This window comes from Novosphingobium sp. HNCC26BN242 (assembly GCF_057180525.1).
This window is the reverse complement of sequence record NZ_JBXUGM010000003.1, coordinates 286033-310507: the sequence shown is the minus strand read 5'-3', so window position 1 is coordinate 310507 and position 24475 is coordinate 286033. Positions and strand designations below refer to the sequence as shown.

Genomic DNA, 24475 nt, shown 5'->3' with positions numbered 1-24475 from the left:
GCAGTTGGTTGGCCCGGTCGCCGCCGTATTCGTGCAGCAATATGCCACGCCGAACGGCCCGGTTCTGGGATACACCACAGGTGGCGGCAAGCTTGATCTGCGGCCGGAAACGGCAACGAGTTGGTCCCTCGGCGCAGAATGGCAGCCTGACGCCAGCCCCGGCACCAAGATCTCGATAAACTACTTCAACATCAGCTATAGCAACCAGATCAGCTCTTATCTCAGCAACCTGAACATACTGCAGAACCCTGCGCCCTTTGCCGGCGAGATCAACACTTGCCCGTCTGCGGCCTGTTCTGCCCTGATCGACAAGTTCATCAACGGCGTCGGCTCCGATGCGTCCCCCCTGCCCGTGTTCGGCCCGATCCTCGCCTCGCAAGCCGTGTTCGTTGACGGGCGCGACCAGAACCTTGCCACAACTCGGACCGCCGGCCTCGATTTCGATCTGCGTCACCGGATTGCCACTGAAAGCGCAGGCCAGTTCGACCTTGGCATAAGCGGCACCTATTTCTTCAACTACCGCCTCACGCAAACGCCGGGCGCGCCTGTGAAGCGCGTATCGTCCTACACCACGATCGATGCGAGCTTTGCCTATGCATTTGCATCGGACAATGCGGTGCTGAATGGCGTGCGTATCGGTCTGGATGTGCGCAACCTGTTTGATACTGATCCGCCGTTTGTGAACATTGCCTTCAATGGCAACGGTGACGGTGCCTTTGATCCGCAGACCGCCAATCCCCTGGGCCGTGTGATCGGCCTTTCCATGTCAAAGAAGTTTTGATCCACGCCGATCCAAAGCCTGTTCAACGGCAGGCTTTGGAAGGCTGGCTGCCCTTTTCCACCGCAAGTAGAAGGTTGTGAAACCGACCGTCTGTTTCCATAAACAGTGCATGAGCAAATCAAACAGTGCCCGTCAGCGCCGGATTATCGAACTTGCCCGGCAACAGGGGCGGGTGAGTGTTGACGATCTTGTCACCCAGCTTTCTGTGACGCCGCAAACAATCCGCAAGGATCTGAACGAACTTTGCGAGCAGGAACTGCTGACGCGCGTCCATGGCGGCGCCATTGTCACCTCGGGTGTCGAAAACGTAGGCTATGAAGCGCGGCGGAAACTGGCGGCGGAAAGCAAGGATGCCATCGGCATTGCCGCAGCCGCGCTGATCCCCGATGGCGCATCGCTGTTCATCAACATTGGCACCACAACCGAGGCTGTGGCCCGCGCACTGGCCAAACGCACCAACCTGCTGGTCATCACCAACAATCTGAATGTGGTGGATATCCTGACGCCAAATCCAGCCATTGAAGTCATCGTCGTGGGCGGGCGCATCCGTCATTCCGATCGTGCCTCGGTTGGCCCTTCAGCGGTTGATTTCATCCGCAATTTCAAGGTCGATTTTGCCGTCATCGGCTCGAGCGCTATCGATTCTGATGGCTCGCTGCTCGATTTCGATCTTAGCGAAGTGCAGGTATCACACGCCATCGTGCAAAACTCCCGTTCGGTCACTCTGGTGGCTGACCAGACCAAGCTGGGCCGCAACGCACCCGTGCGCATCGGGCATATCAGCGATATCGATGTCTTCGTAACCGATCATATCGATGACCCAGCCTTGCTTGCAGTATGCGAACAGGCTGAAGTTCGCGTCATGATGACCATGCCCCCGCCCTCTGATGCAAAGGCGCATCGCCCTGATGGCAAAGCGCGCTGATTGGCCTCATCTGGGAACAGTCCCAAAGTTCTCCTTGAACACGAAATTCCGGTCTGTGATTCAAGGCGCCCTTCACTTTGATGTCGGCGGTCCGTTCGGAGCATGCCATAGTCAGCGCAGTCATCTTGACTAGTGATGAAGGCAAATCGGGATATTTGCCTCCCGATACGCCCTCGCTCGCCCGCCCGCGCGAGCTATTCGGACAGGTCGTCAATGGGCAAACCGTGGGCGCATCCACTTCATCGACCATTGCCGAACGGATCGAACAAGCCGTGTGCAACGGCCCGGATCAGCTGCGGCCCATCACCGAAGGCACATTGTCACGCGAATTTGGTGTTGGCCGTCGAATTGTGCGGCAAACTAGCCGTATCCTGCAGTTGCGCGGCATTCTGGAACCGCGCCGTGAGGGCAATGGGCTTGGCGGCTTGTGGGTTGTAACGCCCACGCTCGATCAGGCCCTGATGGCTGTTTCCGAAGAAGTGGTTCTCTGCAAGGCTGCTGATACGATTGGCGAGGCAAGCCGTTGGCTGGAACCTGCTGTTGACGGCCGGGATGATGCCCTTGCCAGACTGGTGCGGTCAATGTTGTAGCAAGGAGCGCTTGGGCCATTCAGCAGCACGGCCCCACCGCGTTCAGAGAGCCTTGCCGGATGGCTTGCCTCTCGCCTGCTCGATGCAATCACGCTCTCACGCGCACCGCAAGTGGCGCTGGGCTCGCTAGGCGCTATTGCAGATGATTATGGCGTCAGCCTTGAGGTAGCGGTTGAAGCCGTCCGCATTCTGTCCGATGCGCAGAATGTCGAAGTGCGGCGCGGGCGGAGTGGCGGCGTCTATTCCGCTGCGCCGCATGCTGGCCGTGCGCTGCATATCGCCAATGCCTATCTCGCCACCAATGGCGTTTCCGCCTCTGCCTGCCGCGAAGTGCTGGGCAGCATCAACACGGGCATGATTGAACTGGCCCGCCAGCGCCGCACGACAGAAGGCCTTGCCAACATCCTGCGCTCCTTCAACCAGATGCAGCATGCGGCCAACGGAACCGAACTGGGCAAGGCTTGGTACGGTTTAATCCGGGATATCGCCGATATGGCCGACAACACTTTGCTGCACTTCGTTGCACGCGCACTGGCATCTTCCATTCTGATGCGCCGCACCCGCAGTGCAGAACTGCCCGATGATGCGGCGCGCGAACTTCTGGCCGCCAGCCAGCAGATCCTCGATCACATCACCAGCGCACCGGTAACGCCAATCACTTCAGCCCAGTCCCGCTGCCAGAAGGCGCTCGAAAACTACTGGTAGCGCCTGCGCGCACGGCCAACCTCACCCCATGAAACCCTGCTCCTGCGCACACCCGCCAGTCGCGCAAGTTCAGGTCGCGCGCGCCCCTTCCCCCCGCCCTGCGCCCCGTGCTGATCAGGGAGTCAAATAGGCCGCTATTTTCCCAATCCAAAACGAACCAAAGGAAAATCAGCAATTCGCCGGTCGTCACCCCGTCAAGCGGGTGAGACCATCATGGGAGGGAAATAGCATGCGCACCAGACGCCTGAATCTGCTTGTGTCCGCTGCAGTTATCATCGCCGTAGCTCTACCAGCCTACGCGCAAGACCAGTCCGTTGCGGAAACAGCGTCAAACGATCCAAACGTAATCATCGTTACGGCACAAAAGCGCGCACAGAGCGTGCAGGACGTGCCAATCGCCATCACCGCCGTGTCTGGCTCCTCGCTTGGCATGCTGCAGATGCGCAGCGGCACCGAACTTGCGCGCCAGACGCCCAACCTGTCGGTTAGCGTGTTGGGCAATGAAGATCAGCCCAAATTCTCGGTGCGCGGCATTGCGCAATCGGCTTTTGATCTCAATGCCTCGTCTCCCACCGGCATCTTCTATGATGAAGTCTTCGTCCGCGCCTCGTTCCTGGGCGGCGCATAATTGTTCGACATGGACCGCGTCGAAGTGCTGCGCGGGCCGCAAGGGACGCTGTTTGGCAAGGAAACCGTGGGCGGTGCGGTCAGCTATGTAACCCGCGCGCCACAGTTCGATACTTCAGGCTTCATCTCGGGCGAACTGGGCAACTACAATTACGTCGGCCTTCAAGGTGCGGCCAACACTCAGCTTGTGGAAGATCGGCTTGCATTGCGCGTTTCGTTCAATACCAGCGACAGCGACGGTTTCGTCAAGAACCTGCTGCCCGGTGGCCGTGACAAATCGAACTTCAACAAAGTCGTCGTGCGCGCCGCGCTGAAGTATCAGGACGATGCCGGTTTCGACGCGACCCTGCGCTACAGCTACATACGCAGTTCGCCCGAAGCGGTGGGCACCAATGTCACCGGCTATTTGCCGGGCAATACCAATGCCTTCGGCTTCGATCAACGCCGCGATCCCACCACCGGAGCGCGGCTTGATGCGCGTGAGGGCTATTATGATCGTGATGGCCGCATCCGCGTGCGCGGCGATGACATCAATCTTACGATCAACAAGGATTTGGCTGATGTTACGCTCACCTCGATCTCGTCATACTTGAAGGGTTACTTCCTCAATGAAGTCGATGGCGGATTTGAAGGACGCCATACATATGTCCAGACCCGCACATCATATGCGGCCTGCATGGACGGGACATACGATTTTTCGCCCACCATCAGCCTCTATGGCGGTATCCGCGTGACACATGATAAGGCGACCATGCGCAACTTCCGCTCGGTCGTGAACATTCCCGGCCTTGGCATTCCCACCACCAATGTCGATTACACCGAAACCCAGCCAAGCGGACGGCTCGGCCTTCGCTACAAGCCGTCGTCCGATTTCATGGCCTTTGTGCAGTATGCCCGCGGCTATCGCAGCGGCGGCTTCAATGGCGGGGCATTGGTCTTCCCCGGCGATCTGAACATCGCCAAGCCCGAGTTTCTCGATGCCTATGAAGTGGGCATCAAAAGCCGCCTGCTGGACCGCAAGGTGACGCTCAACCTTTCAGCGTTCCATTATCAGTTCAAGGATCAGCAATTCATCAATTCGATCTCGGTGATCAATCAGGCGCTGGTCAACGCGGGCCGTTCGCGGATCAACGGGATCGAGGCAGAGATAAACGCCGCCCTCACCCCCCAATTCCGCCTTTCCGCAGGACTGGGCTATCTTGATGCAAAGTACACCAGCCTTGTGCTGAACGGCACCGACCTTGCCGGAAACCGCATGATCGAAGCGCCGAAGTTCTCCATGAGCGCGGCGGCGGACTATACCGTCCCGCTGGGCGGATCGGCCGAGCTTTCGCTCCATGGCGATATGGTGCACAAAAGCTCGCAGTTCTTCACCGCCTATAACGACAAGGTGTTCCCCTTCAGCCTGGGGCGCACGCCCGGCTTTGAGGAATACAATGCCCGCGTTGGCGTGTCCTTCGATGATGGCAAGTACGAACTGGGCCTGTGGGGCAAGAACTTAAGCGATAACAAGATGTTGGTCGGCGTGGGGATCGAAACCAACACCAACTTGCGTTTTGGCACGGTGCCCTATCCCCGCCGCTATGACGTTGATTTTCAGGCGAAGTTCTGATCATGGCAACAGGTTCTTCCAACAGGGTCAAGGCAGGGGCGCTGGTCGCCTTTGCCGCCTTGCTTGTTGCCATGGCAGGCCTGTTCCTTGCTGCAAGGATTCAGGTAGGCGACTGGGTGACCGTTTCTGAAATCCACTTCCGGGGCCAAAGCGGCGCAACCATGCGCGCGTTGCAGTTCCGGCCAGATAGCGCCACCCCGCAAAGCCCTGCGCCTGCCATTCTGGCGGTGCATGGCTACCTTAACAGCGCTGAAATGCAGGGCAATTTTGCCACGAAATATGCGCGGCGCGGTTATGTTGTGCTGGCCCCCGATCAGCGCGGGCACGGTGGCAGCGATCCGGTGGCCTTTGCCGATGGCTTTGGCGGCCCCGATGCGCTGGCGCACCTACGCAGCTTGCCCTTCGTTGATCGCAACAACATCGGTCTGGAAGGCCACAGCATTGGGGGGCTGGACGGTGCTCAGCGCCGCCAAGGCCCACCCTGATGGCTACCGCTCGCTGGTGCTTGAAGGGTCAAGCGTCGGCGCACCCTTCGCACCCGAGGGCACCCGCGCCTTCCCGCGCAACCTGCTGGTAGTTTACGGCACCCGCGATGAATTTGGCGGCATCATGTGGGGGCCAGAAGCCCCGCTGCAGACGGGATCGGTGCAAAAGCTGCGCGATCTGTTTGGCAGCACCGCACCAGTGGTTCCGGGCAAACTTTACGGCAACCTTGCCGATGGCAGTGCCCGCAAACTGCTGACTCCCAATGTAACCCACGCATGGCTTCACCAGTCCTCCACCGGCATCACGCCAGCGCTTGAATGGTTCGCGCAGACGCTGGACGGGGCAAAGCTGATCCCCGCGCAGGACCAGATCTGGCCGTGGCGCGAATTTGGTGGGCTCCTCGCCCTGCTGGCCTTGCCGTTGGTGATTGCAGGGCTGATGTCCACTGGCCCGGCAAGCACTGCGGCACCTGCCAGCACCACCCGATCAGCACGGCGCAACATCGAACTCGCCGCGACTGCCATCGTGTCAGCGCTGCTGTTCATTCCTGCCTGCATGGCAACAGAGGCGCTGCTGGGACAGAACGTGCTTTTCCGGCAGACGTTCACAAACCAGATCGCGGGTTGGGCCTTGCTGAACTTTGCCCTATCAGCACTCGTGCTGCGGCGTAAGCGCGCAGCATTGAGTCTTGGCGAAGCGCCATCAGCCCTGCCCGTGGCCCTGCTGGCGCTTGCTCCTGCCTATGCGCTCGTGTTTTTGGCGGAGCGGCTGTTGCACGTCAATCCTGGCTGGTGGTTCAACACGATCAGGACGATTGACGCGGAACGGTTGGGCGATTTCCTGCTCTATGCGCCGTTCTTCATCGCCAGCAGCCTTGCATCGTTGCGGTTGATCCAGACCGTTGCACCACTTGAGCAGGGAAGCCTTGCCCTGGCGACCGTCCGTGCAATGGCCGCCGTGTCGGGAGGTTTTGTGCTGTTCCTGATTGCGCAGTACGGCACCCTTGCCGCCACCGGGCATCTCCTGCTGCCCAACGAAGGCTTGCGCGTGATCCAAACCATCGGCCTGGCCGTGTTTCTTGGCTTTTGCGGCCTCTTTGGTGCGGTCTCTCAGCGCCGTCTAGGCACGGTGGTGCCTGCTGGGCTAGTGTCAGGGCTGTTTGTGGCATGGACGCTCGTTGCCACCCAACCTATCGGAGCCTGACATGATCCGTATCGCACCGCTTTTGGTTTGTGTCCTTCTGGCTGCAGGTCCTGTTGCTGCGCAAGCCGCAGACCCGGCGGCGCCTGCACTGCGTTTCGTATTCGAAGAACGCGTGGACCTTGAAACGCCCGAACCGGCAGGCGAAGGGCCGCGCGGCGCAGGTAATCGTATCGGGCTGCTAGGCGGAACGGTCAAAGGCCCGGCACTCAATGGCACGATCCTGCCCGGTGGCGCGGATTGGCAGTTGATCCGCAAGGACGGCTGCTCCGAAATCGTCGCGGACTATTTCATCCGCGCAGATGACAAGAGCCTGATCCACATCCGCAATGTCGGCCTTGCCTGCCCGCCCAGCCAAGCGCGTGGGGCCTATGCCCGCGCCAATCCGGTTTTCACCGCACCAGTGGGCCCGCACGATTGGCTCAACAAGTCGGTCTTCACGTCCACCATCGAACCGGTGATGGATGCCAATGGCACGCTTAAACAGGTGGTCTTGCGCTTCTACGAAGTGCTCTGATTGGCCTCAGCATCCCAGCGGCAGGATCAAGCTGCAGCCAGCGCTGCCAGAAATTCACGAATTCTGCGCGCGTTCACGCCAAGATCGCCAACCCCGACGCGGCTGACCGAGCGCATATCCACCCGGCTGCCTTTTCCGTCGGGCGTTGGCACGATCCGCAGCACCACATCATCCTTGAATCGGATGTACGAAACGCTGGCCGTGGCCTCCACATGACCCCGCGCCGGATCGGCTTTGGCAACGTCCCAACCAGCGGCTTCGGCAAGGCGGACAGCATCAGCTGTCACGGCCGCCACCGGTTTGGCAATCGTGACAGGGCCAAGATCGGGATAGGCTTGGCCATGAATACGCTGCCAGTTTTCGACTGTGTCAACGCCCACAAGGTTATCAGCTCTGAGCGGCAGAACCTCAAACTGCGGCGGCGTGGCAAGATCGGTGGTCAGATCATGAATGGCAGGCCCATCGCCCGCCACCAACGGTCGGCTTGCCAGAAAACCGACGTAGACCAAGGAAATAGCAATAGCCGCCCAAGCCTTAGTGCGGGCTGGCCATACTGCACTGCGCCCCGCAAACAGCGCCCATAACCCGATCAGCAGCGCCACCAGCGCAACCAACGCGCCACCGAGCAGTGCCGAAAATCCGGCCATTTTCGCTATCACATCATAGCGCGCCAGCGTTAGACCGATGGCCGCTATGGCAACAGATGCAATGGCGATGCGCATTGACCACCGCGCAAGGCCGGTAGCCCGGCCCGCGCGCTTGATGATATCGGGGTTATTCAGGTTCATGCGTTTAAGTCAGCAGGAAAGCGAGTCCGCGTCAATCATTGCGCGCATCCTGCCGGGATCGGTGTAAGGCCAAGCATGTTCGTACGACCACGAACTGCTGACATCGGAACTCAGGCCTAACGATGACACGTCGTGTAATCCTTGCAGGCGGCGGCCATGCCCATCTGGCGGTGCTGGCAGACTGGGCTTCCGCTCCACTGCCCGATACGGAGTGTTGGCTTATCACGTCCTCGCGCCATACCGCCTATTCCGGGATGCTTCCGGGCTGGCTTGCGGGGCATTATCGGGCCAGTGACCTGCTGATAGATCTGGCTCCGCTGGCGCAGCAGGCCGGGGCGCAGTTGGTGATTGCCGATGTGGTCGGGCTTGATCCCGATCGCCAGTTTCTGACCCTGTCTACGGGTGAGGAGGTGGCGTTCGATCTGCTTTCGCTGGCAACCGGCGGTGAGACCGACATTTCCAGCCTCACGATGCTAGGCGACCGGCTCCTGCCTGTAAGGCCGGTAGGCGCATTCATCGAGCGTTGGTCCGCTTTGCTGGAACAGAACGCCCGCACTTCGTCCATCAACATTGCCGTGGTGGGTGGCGGCGCTGCAGGCGTGGAACTCGCGCTGGGCGCGGCAGCAGCGGTCCACCACAGGTTCACCAACGCACGGATATCGCTCGTCTCCTCGGAAAAGGGCTTGCTCGCAGGCCACGCTGCCGCCGTGCGCGAGCGAGCTTTGGCAGAACTGGTAAGACGCGGGATAACTGTGCACTTTGCCCACGCCGCAGCCACCGAAGACGTCTTGCGCCTGTCCGATGGCACATTCCTGCCGGTTGATTGTGTTATCGCAGCAACCGGCAGCAGGGCCCCGCGCTGGCTTGCCGGATCCGGCCTTGCCTGCAACCAGGCAGGCTTCGTGGCCGTTGGTGCGGATTTGCGCAGCGCTTCCCACCCCGCAATTTTTGCCGCTGGAGACATCATAAACCGGACCGACCGCAAACTCGAACGGTCTGGGGTTCATGCTGTGAAAGCAGGCCCGGTACTCGCGGCAAACTTGCGCGCCACGTTGAACGGCACCACGCTCAGCCAGTACCAGCCTCGCAGCAGCACGCTCTACTTGCTGGCAACGGGCGACAAGCGGGCGATAGCATCATGGGGCCGCTTTGTTTCGACCGGGCGCTGGGCATGGGCGCTCAAGGATTGGATCGACCGGCGTTTCGTTAGGCTATACACTCAGGCCGCGCGTCATGATCCCAATATGCCGTTGCCCAAAATTGAACGGCCTGCCGCTTAATCAAGGAGCGATTTTTTGAAACGCATTGCCGTTGCTGGGCTGCTTTTGCTTGGGCTTGCCGCATGGTTCCTGTTCGATCTCGGGCAGTATCTGACGCTGGACGCGCTCAAAGCGCAGCAATCGACCATTGACGGATTTTACCGGACAAACCCGCTGCAGGTTCTCGCGGTGTTTTTTCTCGTCTATGTCCTGCTCACAGCGCTTTCCATTCCGGGCGCGGCGATCATGACTTTGGCCGCAGGCGCTATTTTCGGCGTGGCGACAGGGACGGTTCTGGTTTCCTTTGCCTCCTCAATCGGCGCAACACTTGCGTTTCTGGCGTCTCGCTACCTATTCCGCGATGCGGTGCAGGCGCGCTTTGGCGCACGGCTGAAGCCGGTGAACGATGGCGTTGCGCGCGATGGCGCGTTCTATCTGTTCTCGCTGCGGCTCGTTCCGGTTTTCCCGTTCTTCGCGGTCAACCTGCTGATGGGGCTGACCCCGATCAGGACATGGACTTTCTATTGGGTAAGCCAGGTTGGTATGTTGCTGGGCACCATCGTTTACGTCAACGCGGGCACGCAGTTGGCGCAGATCAGCACGCTGGCAGACATCGCCTCGCCCGGGCTGCTGGCATCCTTTGCCGCGCTTGGCCTGCTGCCGTGGCTGGGCAAATGGGTGATGGCCGCCATCAAGCGCCGCCGCGTCTATGCGCGCTGGAGCAAGCCAAAACGGTTTGATCGCAATCTGGTGGTGATCGGGGCTGGTGCAGCAGGGCTCGTATCCTCGCTGATCGGGGCCACCGTGCGTGCCAAGGTCACGCTGGTCGAAGCATCAAAGATGGGCGGCGATTGCCTGAACTATGGCTGCGTGCCGTCCAAGGCGCTGATCAAGTCTGCGCGTATTGCCCATGCCATGCGCCATGCCGAAAACTATGGTCTTGAAAACACCGACCCGCGCTTCAGCTTCAAGGCGGTGATGCGCCGCATCCACGATGTGATCGCCACCATCGAACCGAACGATAGCGTGGAGCGTTACACCGGCCTCGGGGTTGACGTGGTTCAGGGCTATGCCCGGATCATCGATCCGTGGACGGTCGAAATCGCGCGCAACGATGGCACATCGCAGCGCCTCACCACACGCTCGATCATCATCGCCGCCGGGGCCGAACCGCTGGTGCCCGACCTGCCAGGATTGGCGCAATCAGGCTATCTCACCAGCGATACCTTGTGGGAAGAATTTGCCCGCCTCGACGAAATTCCCCGGCGCATCGTGGTGCTGGGCGGCGGCCCTATCGGCTCTGAACTGGCGCAGGCCTTCGCCCGGCTGGGCGCGCAAGTGACTCAGATCGAGCGGGGCGACCGCCTGCTCCCGCGCGAAGACACTGACGTGTCCGACCTCGCCCGCGCAGCGCAGGAAGCCTCAGGCGTGACCGTGCTGACCGGCCATGAAGCGCTGCGCGTGGAAAACGGGCCAGACAGGCAGGTTGTCGTATCAGCAGGAGGGCAGGAAATGGCCATCGGCTTCGATGCCTTGATCGTGGCGGTCGGGCGCAAGGCGCGGCTATCTGGCTATGGGCTCGAAGCACTTGGCATCGAAACGCAAAAGACCGTCGTAACCGACGAATATCTGGCAACAATCTATCCCAATATTTATGCCGCGGGCGATGTTGCCGGCCCCTATCAGTTCACGCACGTGGCCGCCCATCAGGCGTGGTTTGCCAGCGTGAATGCGCTGTTCGGCCAGTTCAAACGCTTCAAGGCCGATTACCGCGTCATTCCGTGGACAACCTTCCTCGATCCCGAAGTTGCCCGCGTGGGCCTGAACGAACAGGAAGCGGCCGAACAGGGCATCCCCCACGAAGTCACTATATTCCCGATGCACGAACTTGATCGCGCCATTGCCGACAGCGCCACGGCAGGCTTCGTCAAAGTGCTGACCCCTCCGGGCAAAGACAAGATCCTTGGCGTTACCATCGTCGGCGAACATGCCGGAGAACTGCTGGCTGAATATGTGCTGGCGATGAAGCACGGCCTTGGCCTGAACAAGATCTTAGGCACGATCCACACTTACCCAACCATGGCCGAAGCCAATAAGTTTGCCGCCGGAGCGTGGAAGAAGAAGCACGCCCCCGAAGGCCTATTGCGGTGGGTGCAGCGTTATCACACATGGCGACGCAGATAGGGCGAAGCAAAGCACTGGAAGCTTTGCCGCGCACTCGCCACAAACAGCCCGTGCTTTGCAAAACCGTGGATTGAACCGGAGAACCTGCTTGCTTTCGTCTCGTCTCCTGCTGTCTGCCGCTATTGCTGCCGTTGCCTGTGCCGCGCCTGCCATGGCCCAGCAGGCGGGCATCCAGATCGCGCTGGTGGACGCTGCCACCAACCAGCCCGCCGCCGATATCGAAGTGCGCATCGAGAACGAAGACATCGGCTTTTCCCGCACCCTGCGGTCTGATGCGCAAGGCTTTGTCCGCGTCGAAGGCCTCACCACAGCGGGGACCTATCGCGTCACCACGCGGGTTGCCGGGGCCTATGTCAGCGACCAGCAGGCCAGCGTCACTTTGCGCGCAAACTTCACCAGCAGCGTCACCCTGCGCCTGACGCCCGTGGGCACTGAGGCCATCGTCGTCACCGGCGCGCGCGGCATTACCCGGCTCAACACAGTCAATGCCGAGGTTTCGGCTTCGATTGGCCGCGTGGAACTGGCCGCATTGCCGATCGAAGGGCGCGATGTGCTGGGCGCGCTCGTCCGCCTGCCGGGGGTGGTAGCATCGACCGGCTTCTTTCCCGAAGCGCCCTCGATCTCGATCAACGGCTCGAACGGCCTTGATACCAATTATCTGCTCGATGGGATGGACAACAACGAGAACTTCCTTGGCGGCATAAAATTCCCGGTGCCGCTGGGCTTCACCCGCTAAGTGACGGTGCTCGCAAACTCTTATTCGGTGGCCTATGGGCGCACCGCCAATGGCATAGTCAATTACACCTCCCCATCGGGCACGAACGATTACCACGGCGAAGCCTATGCGCTGGTGCGCCCCGGCCGCCCCTTCGACGCCCGCTCCCCCTTCCCGCGCCGCGACCTTTCGGGCAACGCCGTGGGTGAAAGTTTCGAGCGCTATCAGGCAGGCGGTGCCATCGGCGGGCCACTGGTGCGCGACAAGACCTTTTTCTACGCCAATCTCGAATATACGCGTGATCGCAATGTGCAGGTGGTCGATGCGCCCGCCTTGGGAACCGTGGCCAATGTGACCGGCAACAACGCATTCCTGCTCGGTTCGGTCCGGCTCGATTATCGGCTGACCGAGGATTGGACGCTGGGCCTGCGCGCCAATATCGGCCGCGTCACGATTGACCGCCCGGGCGGAGCGCTTGGCGGCGGCAATGTGACCTTTCCTTCGGCGGGATCGGATCAGGACCGCTTCTCCACACTTGTTGCCGCAACTGCCAGCTATTCAGGCGATTCATGGAGCTATGACGGTGCGGTCCAGTTCAGCCGCTTTCGCTGGAACTATGGCAAGCCCAAAGGGCCCGCTGGGCCGCAAGTGGCCATCCGCGATCCCAGCGGGTTGACCGTGGGCGTCGTTGGTCATCCGGGCTTTGTCTTCAACAATCTGGAAGAAACCTGGCAAACCACGCACCGGCTGCAACGCAAGCTGGGCAGCCACAAGCTAAGCGTGGGTGCCGATGTGATCCACGCCGACTTTGCCCTGCTGGGCGGCGGCAATCCCGATGGCAACTACACGGTGGACCTGACAGCGGGCCAACTCGCCAGTCTGGCCGCTGGCGGCAGAGGGCTGGCGCTGACCGCGCAGGATGTGCTCGCGCTCAATCCTGCCGTCGCCAACTACGCGGTCGAACTGCGCCCGCAGACTTTTGGCACCCTACAGACTCAGCTGGCCTTCTACGTCGAGGATGAATGGCAGCTCAGCCCGCAGGTGACGGCGACGCTCGGCCTACGCTGGGACTATGACAGCCTGACCGCGCAAGGCAGCGGCAGTGGCGATACCGACAACATCGCGCCGCGCTTCTCGCTCAACTATCGGCCCGATGCGCGGTCCACGCTGCGGTTTGGCGCGGGGTTGTTCAACGGCAAGCTGTCCTACGCCGTCATTTCAGATGCGCTTCAGCGCAATACCACTTCACCCGGGTTCCTTGCCCAACTTGCGGCACTGCAATCGCAGGGTATCCTGCCCGCAGGGACCGACCTTTCGCGGGTGACCTTCGATGGCAATCTCACAGTGTCGCCCACCTGCGCCACGGCTGCCGCCTGCCCGCCCCCAGCACAAGTCCAAATCTTGCGCGATAGTGCCACACTGGGCGAAGCACGCATTCTCAGTCCCACCGGCTACCAGAACCCGTGGAGCCTGCAATTGAGCGGGGGCTACCAGTTTCAGGCCAGCGATGCGCTCACGCTGTCGGCTGATCTGATCTACAGCCGCACCCGCAATCTGGCGCGGCTGCGTGATCTCAACGCGCCCGCGCCCTTTACCCCGAACCTTGCGAACCTCACCCCCGCCAACATCGCACTGCTGCAAGGCCAAGCCGATAACGCCGCCCGCTTCGCGCTCGCCCAAGCGCTGGGCCTCGTCCGCTCGGTAGCTGCTGCCGATGTCACCCGCCCGGTTAAGCTGATCCCCGGCGGCGCGAGGCAGATCACCGTGACCGAAATGGCCGGTGAAGCGGAATACAAAGCCTTGATCCTGCAAGTAAACAAGGTGCGTGGAGCCGATGCCTACGCCTTCCGCTTAAGCTACACCCTGTCAAAGCTCACCAACAATACCGACGACATCAATTTCCGCGCCGCCAATGCGAACGACTTCAGCACCGAACGAGGCCCGTCCGCAAATGACCGCCGCCATGTGATTTCGGCGGTCGGCTATATCTACCCGCTCGATGGACTGACGCTGAGCGTGGCCGGCCTGTTCCAGTCGGGCCAGCCGGTGAACCTCGTGCCCGATGCGCGCATCTTCGGCACGCAAGATCTCAATGGCGATGGCGCGTCCTTCGGCGAAAACTTTGTCGGCAATTCGGATCGTTATCCGGGCGAGACGCGCAACTCCGCGCGGCTGCCATGGTCGGCCACGGTCGATCTGGGCCTGCGCTATGCCATTGCCGGCTTTGGCGGCCGGTTTGAATTGAGCGCGGATGTGTTCAACCTTTTCAACACCAACAACGAATCCGGCTTTGCCAATGCCGCCACCACGTCCAATCAGGTGCAGTTCGGCGGAGGCGTACCTTTCGTGCAGCGCAATGCCGGACCGCCGCGCCAATTCCAGTTCGGCGCGGCCTTTAAGTTCTGACGGGGAATCACCGAACGTGGCGGTATTGCAACATCTTCAGGGCCTTATCGGCATCGCGGCGATCCTGCTGCTGGCATGGGCCCTGTCAGAAGACCGCAAGGCCCGCCCCGGCTGGCGCTGGATGGGTGGCGCGTTACTGCTGCAATTCGCCATTGCGCTGGTCGTCACGCAAGTGCCGTTCGTGTGGACCGTGGTCGGCTATGCCAACAGGGCGGTTTCGGCGATCGAGGCGGCAACGCTGGTCGGATCATCCTACATGTTCGGCTACACCGGCGGTGGGCCCATCCCCTTTCTGCTGAAAACGGGAGCGGAACCTCCGGTCGTCGTGGCTTTCCAGATCCTGCCGCTGATCATCGTCTTCTCTGCCATCTCGGCGCTGCTGTGGCACTGGGGCGTGCTGCGCATGGTCGTGCGCGGTCTGTCGTGGGCGCTGCAACGCACGCTGGGCGTCAGTGGCGTGGTGGGCCTTGGCGGTGGCGCAACGATCTTTCTGGGCGTGGTCGAATCTCCATTGGTGCTGCGCGCGTGGTTTGGCCGGATGAGCCGGTCGGACCTGTTCATGATCATGGTGCTGATTATGGCGACAATCTCGGGCGCAATCCTCGTCCTCTATGCCACCACCCTGTCAAAGACCGTGCCCAATGCGGTCGGCCACATGATCGTCGCCTCGCTGATTTCGCTGCCAGCGGCCATCCTCGTGGCGCGATTGATGGTGCCGGGCGATGGTGAGCACGATACGTCCCCGGCCGAGGCCGACTTGCGCTATGAAAGCAGCATGGATGCGGTGATCCGCGGCACGATGGAGGGCGTTACGCTGGTTCTGGCGGTCATCGGCATCATCATCACCGTCTTCGCGCTAGTGAATCTCATCGATCAGGCGCTGTCCCTGCTGCCGCTCGTCGAAGGCGCACCACTCACCTTGCGGCGCACGCTGGGCTGGCTGCTCTCGCCTGCCATGTGGGCCATCGGCGTGCCGTGGGACCAAGCGCCTGCTGCCGGCAGCCTGATGGGCACGAAGGCCATTCTCAACGAGTATGTCGCCTATCTCGATCTGGCCGCCCTGCCCGCAGGAACGCTCGATCCGCGCAGTCTGCTGATCGTGACGTATGCGCTGTGCGGCGTTGCCAATCTGGCCTCTGTCGGCCTGATCGTCTCCACCATCGCCACCCTCTCGCCCGAACGCCGGGGCGAGGTTGGCCAGTTGGGCATGAAAAGCTGGCTGGCCGGAAACATGGTTTCGATGATGACCGGTGCGGTGATCGGCTTGGTCACATGGTCATGACCGAGACCTAAGGAACACGCCATGTTCGATGCCCGCCTGCGCCCGCTGATCGATCCGCCGCTGAACGCGATGGGCCGCGCACTCGCGCGCCGGGGCATCGGGGCTGATGCGGTCACGCTGGCTGGTCTGGCCCCTGCCCTAGCCGCTGCCTATACCATTGCCCACCACCACTACCTTATCGCGCTGGCCCTGATCCTCATCAACCGCCTGATCGACGGGCTCGATGGAGCCGTCGCGCGGGCCAGCGGACTGACCGATTTCGGAGGCTACCTCGATACCCTCGCCGATTTTGCCTTCTATGTCGCCGTGCCCATCGGCTTTGGCCTTGCCGCGGCGGACAACACGGTGCCCGCGATGCTCTTGATCGCTAGCTTCACCCTCACCTGCGCCAGCTTCCTCGTCTTTGCCGCGATTGCCGCCAAGCGCGGACAGGAAACCGCAAAGCACGGCGCCAAGAGCTTTTTCTATTCCACTGGCCTTGCCGAAGGCGCAGAAACCATCGCCGTATTTGTCGCCATGTGCCTGTGGCCCGCCTACTTCCCAGCCATCGCCCTCGGCTACACCATACTGTGCCTGCTCACGGTCCTCCAGCGCAGCCTGCTGGCCCGCCAGACCTTCACGGATTAACGGCTACAAGCGGGGCAATTACTTCGGCCAAGCCTTAGGTCACTGCTCCATATATAAGACCTTTTGGGGCAAAACCAATTGGCGGAGAGGGTTGAATGCGAACCGCCTGTTTCAGGACATTTTTCTGCGGTCCATTACATCTCATATTTTCAACGTTTTCCAGTTCTTTGGTGATTTCGGCATCCGAAGGCTTTCCTGGACATTTCGCTTCATATAACCTGCAAAGTGGGACTGAAAGTGGGACCCAAAAGGTTCGGCAGAGACATCGAGATGGCGGCGCGCACACTCAACAAGCTGACAGCGATTCAGGCCGCAAAGCTGACCGCGCCGGGCCGACATTCGGATGGCGGCGGGCTTTACCAGTTCATCGACGACGCCAAGCGGCGGCGCTGGATTTTCATGTATACCCGACGCGGAAAGCGCGCCGAGCTTGGCATTGGAGGCGGGCGGACATGTCGCCCGCAGCTGCCCAGACTGAGGCTGCTGCACTGCGGGCGATCCTTGCCGCTGGCGACGACCCGAAGGCAGAACGCGACAAGCTTAAGGGTGTCCCGAGCTTCGGGGACTTCGCCGACGCCCATGTCGAGGCAATGACGCCTTCCTGGCGCAATCCCAAGCATACAGCGCAGTGGAAGATGACGCTGACCAGATATGCCGCGCTGCTGTGACACCGCCCAATCGACAAGATTGGCACGCACGAAGTCCTCGGGGTGCTGGAGCCGTTGTGGAAGCGCACGCCAGAAACCGCCGAACGCCTGCGCGGTCGGATCGAGAATGTGCTGAGCGCAGCCAAGGCCAAAGGGTATCGGTCAGGTGAGAACCCGGCGCTGTGGCGCGGTCACCGGATCAGCTACTGCCCAAGCGCCAGCGGCTGTCACGCGGCCATCATGCCGCGCTGCCCTATGCTACGGCACCTGCATTCATGGAGGATTTGCGGGGACGCAGCGCAACGGCCGCACGCGCCTTGGAGTTCACCATCCTGATGGTCGCGCGGTCGGGCGAGGTGCTCGGCGCGCACTGGGACGAGATCGACCTTCAGAACAAGCTCTGGACGGTGCCGGCCGTGCGGATGAAGGCAGGGCGCGAACAAGGCTTGCTGCTATCGCGACGAGCAATCGAAATCGTCGAAGCGGTGGCAGATATGGGCACCGAGAGGTTTGTCTTTTCAGGCCCCAAGCCGGGTACACCCCTTGTCTTCAATGGCAATGGCGATGCTGCTGCGACGAATGAAGGTCGATGTCACTGTTCACGGTTTTCGCTCGACATTCCGCGACTGGGCGTCCGAGGTAACCAGTTACCGGCACGAGGTGTGCGAGATCGCATTAGCTAATACCAACGCTAAAAATGGCCGAGGCCGCCTTTCGGCGCGGCGCCCTGTTTGAAATGCGGCGCAAGCTCATGGATGCATGGAGCAGCTTTTGCGGGGCATCCAAAACGCCGAAGGTGGTTGCGATCCGGCGGACTGCTTAGGAGACCACGCCAGAGTCCCGCACGCGTGCCCAGAACTGGACCGGTAAGAGACAGTCAGCTTTTCGGCGAACGACCGGAATAGCCGACATTTCTCATCGCCTTGACATCGGCAGAAGCTGGGCCCTCATCGCCTAAACACCCACCGGCTAGTGCCGCCGGACATGGCAATGCCATGAGGAATCTTCTGAACGGTGTAAATCTCTGTTGATCGACCAATCTGGGTTTCTCCCCGGCGCCCGCAACTCGTAGTGAAGGACTCGATGCCTCCGCTAATGGCGAAGGTGAGTTTCGTGCCGGCCTGATCAACTTGCCCATGCTTTTCCTGCGTCGTGCTGATTGTGCAGCCATCCTTCTCGGGATGTCGCCGCGTAATCGTCCAGTTGAATCGACCGTCCGCGTCTACCGCCAAGGACATCGACCGGGCGACAGTCATTGTCACCGGCTCGGTGACGATGGTGGTACGGGTCATCGACCCATAGCCCACCGTGCCCCCAAGGCTGGTGCCTGCCGTCACGCCGACATTGGGAACGAGCTTGATCCGTGGGATCAGCACCAGCTCCTTGCCGGTGCTCGACTGGGTCCAGCGCCCCGTGATGTCCACGGACGCAGGCGGAGTCGAGAGCAAGGCGGCACCGGCCAGCGCGGCGAGGTAGAGGATTTTCATCGGAGGTCTCCGCAATCGCATCAAAACACGCCGACCCAGCTCTCGCTGGCGGCAAGCTGGTTGGATTTCCCCCAGCACATCAGGCCGGGTCGCTCGACGCTCTGGCCGTCCTTTTCCAGGCGGTAGGTCATCTTGCGGCAGCGGAAGCCATTGACCTGCTCCTCACTGTCTACGCGGAGCGATCCGGCAAAGCCGTTGGCAGCCCAGCGATGGACGTGACCAATCGCAAGACTGGCAAGACGCTGCTCGTCTCCACCATGTTTTGCGGAATATTGGTCACGCGGCCAGACAGGCCAGCCCGAATAAGCGAAGCCACCCTCACAGCCGGTACACCGCACTTTGCCGAACTCGATATAGGCGTCCTTGGCGGTTTGCCATTCCTGCGGGATTTCCATCCGGCTGGGATATTGCGTGTCGCTCTCCGCCGGCCGCCGTGCCGCGCGCGGAGTGGCGGTTTCAGGTGCCGATTGCGCCTCGTCGACTGCCTGCGTTGGAGCCTCACCCTGCTTGGGTTGAGTTTTTTCGGCAGCCTTGCACCCGGCGACAGTCGCCGCTTCGCTCGCGCGTTGCTCGGCGCCGCGCTGGGCGGCGTCCTTGATGTCGGTACCGAGGTTACGCTGGCCGCGCGCTGCGCCCTGGAGGCGCGTGAGCAGCCCCCCGGCGCCCTCGGCACCGAACAGGCTGGGGCGACGCTTCTTCGCCTGAGTGGCGCAATCGGACTGGGCGTGGGCGGGCAGCGGCAGACCGACGCTGGTCGCGAACAGCAGACCCGCGACAAGGGTTATCGGCAACACAGGTTTCATGAGTTTCTCCTGATTGAAATGGCGCGGGTCACTGCGCGCTGGACCAGCTCGACAGCAGCACTTCGCGCTCAGTCTCGCCGCTATTGTGGAGCTTGAGCGTCCATCTGCCGCGGGTGGCGGGGCGATCGACGAATATTGATCGGAAGGTCTGGCTAGCCTCCGGGGTTGCTGCGTCATTGCGACCGGCAACCGCGCCGGTGTCGTCGATCAGCGTCGCCGACACGACGCTTGCCGCGACCAGCGTGAGGCCAAGATTGCGCGCCGCCTTGACCGGGATCGCAACATCCATCGTCTGACCCGGTGCCAGCTTCACCAGTTTGGCGAAGTCGGCTTTGCTTGATGGTGCCGGCGCAGGTGCTCCGTCATCGGTCAGCATGATCCGCGCCGTCGCACCGCCACTTCCACCGCCGGTCCCGCGATAGGCCGATGGCCCCTGCGCGAGGCGCGGCTTGACGAAGGACGAGAAGGGTCCGGTCTCGGTCATGGCGGTATGGATCACGTCGTCTTCGGCGGCGTCGGCGATCGTCCACCGTGCGGACTCGACGGCCACTACGCCGTCATTGGGCTTGGCCATCGTGCAGATGGCCGGGAATACATTGCCGGCGAGGACCGAGAATTGGACGCCCTTGCGCTCGGTCGTCGTTGCGTTGAACTGCGCAACGACGCTCGGGCGCAACTCTCTCAGCGCATGCATGGGAATTTCGAGATATTCGAGCGCCGCGCTGATCTGATCAGCGCATACGCTGCCCATATTCGGTGTGCCGAGCATGACGAGGCGCGACACCTGCGGCCGGCCATCCGCATAGCTTGGCATCAGATCATGAATATAGCGGCGGCTGATCAGCCCGCCCATCGAATGAGCGACTAGGTCGATATGCCAGGCGTTGCGATCCTTCTGGGCGTAGCTGACATATTTGGCGAGTTCGAAGGCGTTTTGCGCGATGGTGTAGGTCGCCCCGAAATTACCGACCTCCTCGCCGGTATTCATGCGGCCATGTTCGGGCTTTTCGCCGACCGCGAACGCCTTCCAGTCATAGCTGTGGGTCGTAGTCAGGATATTCTGCCACGATGCCCAGGCACCCCAGTTGGACCACAGACCATGGACGAGGACGAGCGGCTTGGGCGCGACCTTGAGGTTGCGGGTCTGCTCATCGACCTTCTTGCCCTTGTCCTCCAGCTCGGTGCGGATGCGCTGGATCGGGCGCGGGCGACCATCGTCGTACCAAGCATAGCCGGAGCTGTCCCAGTTGAACTTGACCTCGCGCTGCTGGCCGGCGGGCACGATCACCGACAGTTCGTTGATCGTGCCATCGGGCTTTGCGCCATCCCATTTGTCGCCCTTGAAGGCAGACATCCTCGTCCGTCGTCCGAACGGTCTCGGATGCGACCTGTGACAGATTGATGTTGGCTTTGGCGAGATTCGTATCCGTATCGGACGTCGGACGCACCACGACCTGCGCGGCATAATTGTAGGTCATCGACGTGGTGCTGGAATGGCTGCCCTTGCCCGACAATTTGGGCACGGTCTTGCTGTCGCGCGTTTCCTGGGTGCGCGAATAATGCACCGTCCCGCCCCAGCCGCTCGCGCATTGCGCGCCGATCGCCGGGGTTGCTGCGCCCGAGAGGATGACGCCCAGCGCCAAGGCAGGGAAACTACTGTGCATCGCGATCATGATGTCCTCCAGTGCGGCAATCGCCGTGGAGGAACACGCTACTGGGCAGGCCGGCCGTGACCAGCGCGCGTTCGGTGGAAGCGGCCCATCCCGCGACCGGTCAGGGGAATGAAGACGAACCCGGATTTCTCAGCGACGAATCCGATGGCGGGAGGTCAGGAAAGCCCCAGCCGTTCCAGCACCGATTTCACATAGCTCGGCCCAACCTGCACCACCGCGCCGTCGCGCATCTCCAGCGCGATGAGACCTTTGCCGAGCCGCTGTACACCCTGGACCAGCGCCGGGCGGATGAAGGTCGAGCGGTGAACCCGCATCAACTCGTCGGCGTCGAACAGCTTTTCCAGCGCCGCCATCGAGATGCGATGGATGTAGCTGCGCGTGGCCGTGTGGAAGAGGACATAGTCGCGCGCCGCCTCGACCCATTCGATCTGGGCGATAGGGAGGCGCAGGTTGCCGCCCGCGACCTGCACCCAGATTGCATCATCGCGCGCTTCAGGCTCGGGCATGGTCGCCAGCCGGTCGGCGGCATCGCGCAGCGCGCGCCGCCGCCGCGCGCGCTCGACCGCCTGGCGCAGCCGGTCGAACCGCACCGGCTTCAGCAGATAGTCGGCGGCATCCACCTCGAATGCGTCGGGGGCATATTGCTCGAACGCGGTGACGAAGACGATTTCGGGCCGCGGATCGACCGCAAGGTCAGCAGCAACGCGTATTCCGCTCTTTTTGGGCATCGAGATGTCGAGGATTACCAGGTCGGGTGTCAGCGTTGCGATCTGGTCCTCCGCTTCTTCGCCCGTAGCGGCAGTGCCGACGACATCAGCCGCGTCGATGTCGCCAAATAGCGAATCGAGCCGTCGCAGCGCCAGCGGCTCGTCATCGACCAGCAAAACCCTCAACGCGGTCATGCCGCACCCTCCCCGCTTCGCCGCGCCAGCGGCAGGCGCACCCGCGCAACGAAACCGCGTGGGCGCGGCCCGGCCTCCAAGCTGCCCGCCTCTCCGAACAGCGTTTCGAGCCGCTGACGGATATTGGCCAGGCCGACCCCGGTGCCGGGACGAACATCACCGTTCCCGCCATCACCATCGTCCTCGACCGACAGGTTCAGCATGTCCGCCTGCGTTTCGGCGCAAACACGGATCGTGACCGGATCGGCGGACGGCGCGAGCGCATATTTGATCGCATTCTCGACCAGCGGTTGAAGCAGGAAGCCCGGCACCAACGCGCGGTTCAGCTCTGGCGGACAGACGAACTCGACCGCCAACCGCTCGCCAAACCGCACGCTTTCGATCTCCAGATAATGCTGGAGCGTCGCCAGCTCATCCTCCAGCGGCAGCAGCGCGTTGGACTCCGACGACAGGGTCGCACGGAGGAACTCCGACAGCTTGGCCAGCATGGCGTCGGCCGCATCATAGTCACGGGTCACGATCAGTGAGGAGATCGCGTTGAGCGTATTGAACAGGAAATGCGGATTGAGCTGGTAGCGCAAGGCGGCGAGACTGGCCGCGCTTGCCGCCGCCTCGGCCCGGCTTGCAACCTCCCGCGCGACCGCAAGTTCCAGTTCGCGCGCACGCGCCAGCTTGTTCGTCTCGATCACTGTGAATGCCGCGCCGAGCAGCGCGAACTGCCAAACCAGCGCCACAAAGTTGTTGGTCGCCCGCAGCGCGAATGGCGCCGAGCGCACCGGCGTGTCCAGATACTCGTCAACCCATTGGGCCATCACCGCATCGATCAGTGCGAGCAACGCGGATGCCGTGAATGCCGACAGGATCATCGCGGCAAGCCTGACGATCATGTTTCGATGGCGGGTGCGCCGCGCCGCCCAGTAGATCCCCCCCGAGAACAGCCCGCCCAGAACACAGATGTTTACGACCGACATGGCAACATAGGCGCTGGGGTCGCCGAACAGCGAATAGGGGATAAGATAGAGCACCGCCGACAGCGTCCAGGTCGCGATGACCAACGTGAGCGTTTGGCGATGTTCGGTCTTCAGCTGCATACGACCCCACGGATAGCACGCTCTGCTGATAGCGAAAACGAAGGCGACTGACGCCTGCCCTCGTCGCACCCAGATCGGACTTCGTCGCGCGACTCTGCCTTTGCCGAACCTGTATCGGGATCGGTCGCGAAGCCGTGGCGGTCCAACGCGGTCAACCATATCCCGGCCCCTATTCGCGGCGCCTTGCCGCCGGGAGGTCGATCATGGCTCATCACGTTCATCGTTGCTGCGTCGCTGCACTAGGCCTGATCGGTGCCCTCGCTGCCGCACAGGCGGTTGCCCTTATCAGCGAAACGCCGGTGCCCGCCGCGATCCTAGCGCAGCGCTCGCTTGAGGTACTCCCGTCGGGCCATCCCGTCGTTCTCGTAACGCTCGACAATTCGGCTCCCAAGCGGTTCATTATCGACACTGCCGCGAGCATCACCGCGATCATGCCCAAGCTTCGCGCGGCGATTCCGGGCATTGTGGCCAAAGCCGGTGGCGCTCCGCTTCAGGCCGTCAGTGGATCGACTGCGATTGAGAGCACGGTTGTCGAACGGCTTCATCTGGCAGGCCGCACGTTCCGCAAACGCGACCTGCTGCTGCTCCCGCCAAGCCCGACTGACGCGCTGGGCATCGACGGCATTTTGGGTGCCGACATCATCGCGAATTTTGTGGTCGAGATGGACATGCCCGGCGGGCGATGGCGCATGACCGATACGGTCGAGCCCGCCATGCTCAACCGGATCGCCGGATCGGTGCCCTTCACCCTCGACGACCAACGCGCGCCTCGGCTCACCGTCCGCATCAATGGAGTCAACATGTCGGCGGTGCTCGACACCGGGGCGCGCGGAACGATCCTGAACTGGGCGGCCGCGAAGGCGATTGGCCTGTCGCCCGACAGCCCCGGGGTGGCCAAGGCCAGCGACATCAAGGGCGCGAGCAGCCACACCACCGCGAGCGTCGAGGCACCGCTGACCGAACTCGCGATCGGCGATGTGAAGATCGCGCGTCCCAAGGTGCGGGTTGCCGATCTGTCGGTGTTTAATGTGCTGGGCTTCACGCTCGATCAGCCTGCCGTAATCCTGGGCATCGACATGTTCGCCGACCGGCGGTTCGTGATCGATCACCCCGGACTGCGCCTGCACATCTCTCCGCCCGCACTGCGCGTGGTCGCGCCCTGACTCCA

25 protein-coding genes and 1 pseudogene are annotated in these 24475 nt (G+C 61.9%); 20 read left to right on the top strand and 6 right to left on the bottom strand.

Annotated features, from left to right (window positions below; all coding sequences use genetic code 11):
* Positions 1-4: 4 nt before the first annotated feature.
* From AC2A1F_RS13605 to AC2A1F_RS13565, 9 genes are all read left to right on the top strand, one after another.
* The gene (locus AC2A1F_RS13605; RefSeq protein WP_484209306.1) at positions 5-781 is read left to right on the top strand and encodes a TonB-dependent receptor; all 777 of its coding nucleotides are present in this window, start codon (positions 5-7) and stop codon (positions 779-781) included.
* A gap of 109 nt (positions 782-890) precedes the next feature.
* Complete coding sequence (locus AC2A1F_RS13600) at positions 891-1706, top strand: DeoR/GlpR family DNA-binding transcription regulator (RefSeq protein WP_484209305.1); 816 nt, start codon at positions 891-893, stop codon at positions 1704-1706.
* Positions 1707-1831: 125 nt separating this feature from the next.
* On the top strand, positions 1832-2296 hold the full coding sequence (locus AC2A1F_RS13595; protein ID WP_484209304.1) for a hypothetical protein: 465 nt from the start codon (positions 1832-1834) through the stop codon (positions 2294-2296).
* A gap of 111 nt (positions 2297-2407) precedes the next feature.
* Positions 2408-3001 (top strand): FadR/GntR family transcriptional regulator, encoded by a 594-nt coding sequence (locus AC2A1F_RS13590; protein WP_484209303.1) that lies wholly within the window; start codon positions 2408-2410, stop codon positions 2999-3001.
* Positions 3002-3230: 229 nt separating this feature from the next.
* Entirely contained in the window at positions 3231-3629 is a 399-nt protein-coding gene (locus AC2A1F_RS13585) for a TonB-dependent receptor plug domain-containing protein (RefSeq protein ID WP_484209302.1), read from the top strand.
* A gap of 9 nt (positions 3630-3638) precedes the next feature.
* Positions 3639-5240, top strand: a complete 1602-nt coding sequence (locus AC2A1F_RS13580; RefSeq protein WP_484209595.1) for a TonB-dependent receptor — start codon at positions 3639-3641, stop codon at positions 5238-5240.
* Positions 5241-5242: 2 nt separating this feature from the next.
* Positions 5243-5725, top strand: a complete 483-nt coding sequence (locus AC2A1F_RS13575; protein WP_484209301.1) for an alpha/beta hydrolase — start codon at positions 5243-5245, stop codon at positions 5723-5725.
* Positions 5646-6929, top strand: a complete 1284-nt coding sequence (locus AC2A1F_RS13570) for an alpha/beta hydrolase family protein (protein WP_484209300.1) — start codon at positions 5646-5648, stop codon at positions 6927-6929. The genes AC2A1F_RS13575 and AC2A1F_RS13570 overlap by 80 nt, the downstream gene beginning before the upstream one ends.
* A 1-nt stretch (position 6930) precedes the next feature.
* Positions 6931-7443 (top strand): DUF3237 domain-containing protein, encoded by a 513-nt coding sequence (locus tag AC2A1F_RS13565; protein WP_484209299.1) that lies wholly within the window; start codon positions 6931-6933, stop codon positions 7441-7443.
* A 26-nt stretch (positions 7444-7469) separates the two neighbouring features.
* On the opposite strand, the gene AC2A1F_RS13560 is transcribed toward AC2A1F_RS13565, so the two are convergent.
* Positions 7470-8231, bottom strand: a complete 762-nt coding sequence (locus AC2A1F_RS13560; RefSeq protein WP_484209298.1) for a DUF1499 domain-containing protein — start codon at positions 8229-8231, stop codon at positions 7470-7472.
* A 122-nt stretch (positions 8232-8353) separates the two neighbouring features.
* Between AC2A1F_RS13560 and AC2A1F_RS13555 the strand changes: the two genes are divergently transcribed.
* The 10 genes and pseudogenes from AC2A1F_RS13555 (at position 8354) to AC2A1F_RS13510 (ending at position 18034) form a co-directional block, all read left to right on the top strand.
* The gene (locus AC2A1F_RS13555; RefSeq protein WP_484209297.1) at positions 8354-9511 is read left to right on the top strand and encodes an FAD-dependent oxidoreductase; all 1158 of its coding nucleotides are present in this window, start codon (positions 8354-8356) and stop codon (positions 9509-9511) included.
* 15 nt (positions 9512-9526) lie between these two features.
* Complete coding sequence (locus tag AC2A1F_RS13550) at positions 9527-11674, top strand: FAD-dependent oxidoreductase (RefSeq protein ID WP_484209296.1); 2148 nt, start codon at positions 9527-9529, stop codon at positions 11672-11674.
* 88 nt (positions 11675-11762) lie between these two features.
* On the top strand, positions 11763-12410 hold the full coding sequence (locus tag AC2A1F_RS13545) for a carboxypeptidase regulatory-like domain-containing protein (RefSeq protein ID WP_484209295.1): 648 nt from the start codon (positions 11763-11765) through the stop codon (positions 12408-12410).
* Positions 12411-12416: 6 nt separating this feature from the next.
* Complete coding sequence (locus AC2A1F_RS13540) at positions 12417-14795, top strand: TonB-dependent receptor domain-containing protein (protein WP_484209294.1); 2379 nt, start codon at positions 12417-12419, stop codon at positions 14793-14795.
* A gap of 16 nt (positions 14796-14811) precedes the next feature.
* Positions 14812-16077: a NupC/NupG family nucleoside CNT transporter gene (locus AC2A1F_RS13535; protein WP_484209293.1), complete on the top strand. Its 1266-nt coding sequence runs from the start codon at positions 14812-14814 to the stop codon at positions 16075-16077.
* Positions 16078-16098: 21 nt separating this feature from the next.
* Positions 16099-16704: a CDP-alcohol phosphatidyltransferase family protein gene (locus tag AC2A1F_RS13530; RefSeq protein WP_484209292.1), complete on the top strand. Its 606-nt coding sequence runs from the start codon at positions 16099-16101 to the stop codon at positions 16702-16704.
* Positions 16705-16974: 270 nt separating this feature from the next.
* Positions 16975-17142: pseudogene (locus tag AC2A1F_RS13525) on the top strand (integrase); the annotation flags it as partial.
* A gap of 14 nt (positions 17143-17156) precedes the next feature.
* On the top strand, positions 17157-17372 hold the full coding sequence (locus tag AC2A1F_RS13520) for a hypothetical protein (protein WP_484209618.1): 216 nt from the start codon (positions 17157-17159) through the stop codon (positions 17370-17372).
* A gap of 42 nt (positions 17373-17414) precedes the next feature.
* Positions 17415-17687, top strand: a complete 273-nt coding sequence (locus AC2A1F_RS13515; RefSeq protein ID WP_484209291.1) for a phage integrase central domain-containing protein — start codon at positions 17415-17417, stop codon at positions 17685-17687.
* On the top strand, positions 17669-18034 hold the full coding sequence (locus AC2A1F_RS13510; RefSeq protein ID WP_484209290.1) for a hypothetical protein: 366 nt from the start codon (positions 17669-17671) through the stop codon (positions 18032-18034). The genes AC2A1F_RS13515 and AC2A1F_RS13510 overlap by 19 nt, the downstream gene beginning before the upstream one ends.
* Positions 18035-18298: 264 nt before the next feature.
* Here the strand turns inward: AC2A1F_RS13510 and AC2A1F_RS13505 are convergent, their stop codons facing one another.
* The 5 genes from AC2A1F_RS13505 to AC2A1F_RS13485 all read right to left on the bottom strand — a co-directional run bounded on the left by AC2A1F_RS13505 (position 18299) and on the right by AC2A1F_RS13485 (position 23307).
* A complete protein-coding gene (locus tag AC2A1F_RS13505) occupies positions 18299-18838 on the bottom strand; it encodes a hypothetical protein (protein ID WP_484209289.1) in 540 nt (179 codons plus the stop codon).
* 20 nt (positions 18839-18858) lie between these two features.
* Positions 18859-19641: a hypothetical protein gene (locus AC2A1F_RS13500; protein WP_484209288.1), complete on the bottom strand. Its 783-nt coding sequence runs from the start codon at positions 19639-19641 to the stop codon at positions 18859-18861.
* Positions 19642-19669: 28 nt separating this feature from the next.
* Positions 19670-20995 (bottom strand): esterase/lipase family protein, encoded by a 1326-nt coding sequence (locus tag AC2A1F_RS13495; RefSeq protein WP_484209287.1) that lies wholly within the window; start codon positions 20993-20995, stop codon positions 19670-19672.
* Positions 20996-21469: 474 nt separating this feature from the next.
* Positions 21470-22216, bottom strand: a complete 747-nt coding sequence (locus AC2A1F_RS13490; RefSeq protein ID WP_484209286.1) for a LytR/AlgR family response regulator transcription factor — start codon at positions 22214-22216, stop codon at positions 21470-21472.
* Complete coding sequence (locus AC2A1F_RS13485; RefSeq protein ID WP_484209285.1) at positions 22213-23307, bottom strand: sensor histidine kinase; 1095 nt, start codon at positions 23305-23307, stop codon at positions 22213-22215. Before AC2A1F_RS13485 ends, AC2A1F_RS13490 begins: the two co-directional genes overlap by 4 nt.
* A gap of 203 nt (positions 23308-23510) precedes the next feature.
* Here AC2A1F_RS13485 and AC2A1F_RS13480 point away from each other — a divergent pair, with 203 nt between their 5' ends.
* Positions 23511-24470: an aspartyl protease family protein gene (locus AC2A1F_RS13480; RefSeq protein ID WP_484209284.1), complete on the top strand. Its 960-nt coding sequence runs from the start codon at positions 23511-23513 to the stop codon at positions 24468-24470.
* Positions 24471-24475 lie beyond the last annotated feature (5 nt).

Coding starts and splice junctions, on each gene's coding strand:
- AC2A1F_RS13600 (WP_484209305.1), top strand. CDS start 891: ATGAGCAAATCAAACAGTGCCCGTCAGCGCCGGATTATCGAACTTGCC.
- AC2A1F_RS13585 (WP_484209302.1), top strand. CDS start 3,231: ATGCGCACCAGACGCCTGAATCTGCTTGTGTCCGCTGCAGTTATCATC.
- AC2A1F_RS13580 (WP_484209595.1), top strand. CDS start 3,639: ATGGACCGCGTCGAAGTGCTGCGCGGGCCGCAAGGGACGCTGTTTGGC.
- AC2A1F_RS13575 (WP_484209301.1), top strand. CDS start 5,243: ATGGCAACAGGTTCTTCCAACAGGGTCAAGGCAGGGGCGCTGGTCGCC.
- AC2A1F_RS13565 (WP_484209299.1), top strand. CDS start 6,931: ATGATCCGTATCGCACCGCTTTTGGTTTGTGTCCTTCTGGCTGCAGGT.
- AC2A1F_RS13560 (WP_484209298.1), bottom strand. CDS start 8,231: ATGAACCTGAATAACCCCGATATCATCAAGCGCGCGGGCCGGGCTACC.
- AC2A1F_RS13555 (WP_484209297.1), top strand. CDS start 8,354: ATGACACGTCGTGTAATCCTTGCAGGCGGCGGCCATGCCCATCTGGCG.
- AC2A1F_RS13530 (WP_484209292.1), top strand. CDS start 16,099: ATGTTCGATGCCCGCCTGCGCCCGCTGATCGATCCGCCGCTGAACGCG.
- AC2A1F_RS13520 (WP_484209618.1), top strand. CDS start 17,157: ATGTCGCCCGCAGCTGCCCAGACTGAGGCTGCTGCACTGCGGGCGATC.
- AC2A1F_RS13505 (WP_484209289.1), bottom strand. CDS start 18,838: ATGAAAATCCTCTACCTCGCCGCGCTGGCCGGTGCCGCCTTGCTCTCG.
- AC2A1F_RS13500 (WP_484209288.1), bottom strand. CDS start 19,641: ATGAAACCTGTGTTGCCGATAACCCTTGTCGCGGGTCTGCTGTTCGCG.
- AC2A1F_RS13495 (WP_484209287.1), bottom strand. CDS start 20,995: ATGTCTGCCTTCAAGGGCGACAAATGGGATGGCGCAAAGCCCGATGGC.
- AC2A1F_RS13490 (WP_484209286.1), bottom strand. CDS start 22,216: ATGACCGCGTTGAGGGTTTTGCTGGTCGATGACGAGCCGCTGGCGCTG.
- AC2A1F_RS13485 (WP_484209285.1), bottom strand. CDS start 23,307: ATGCAGCTGAAGACCGAACATCGCCAAACGCTCACGTTGGTCATCGCG.
- AC2A1F_RS13480 (WP_484209284.1), top strand. CDS start 23,511: ATGGCTCATCACGTTCATCGTTGCTGCGTCGCTGCACTAGGCCTGATC.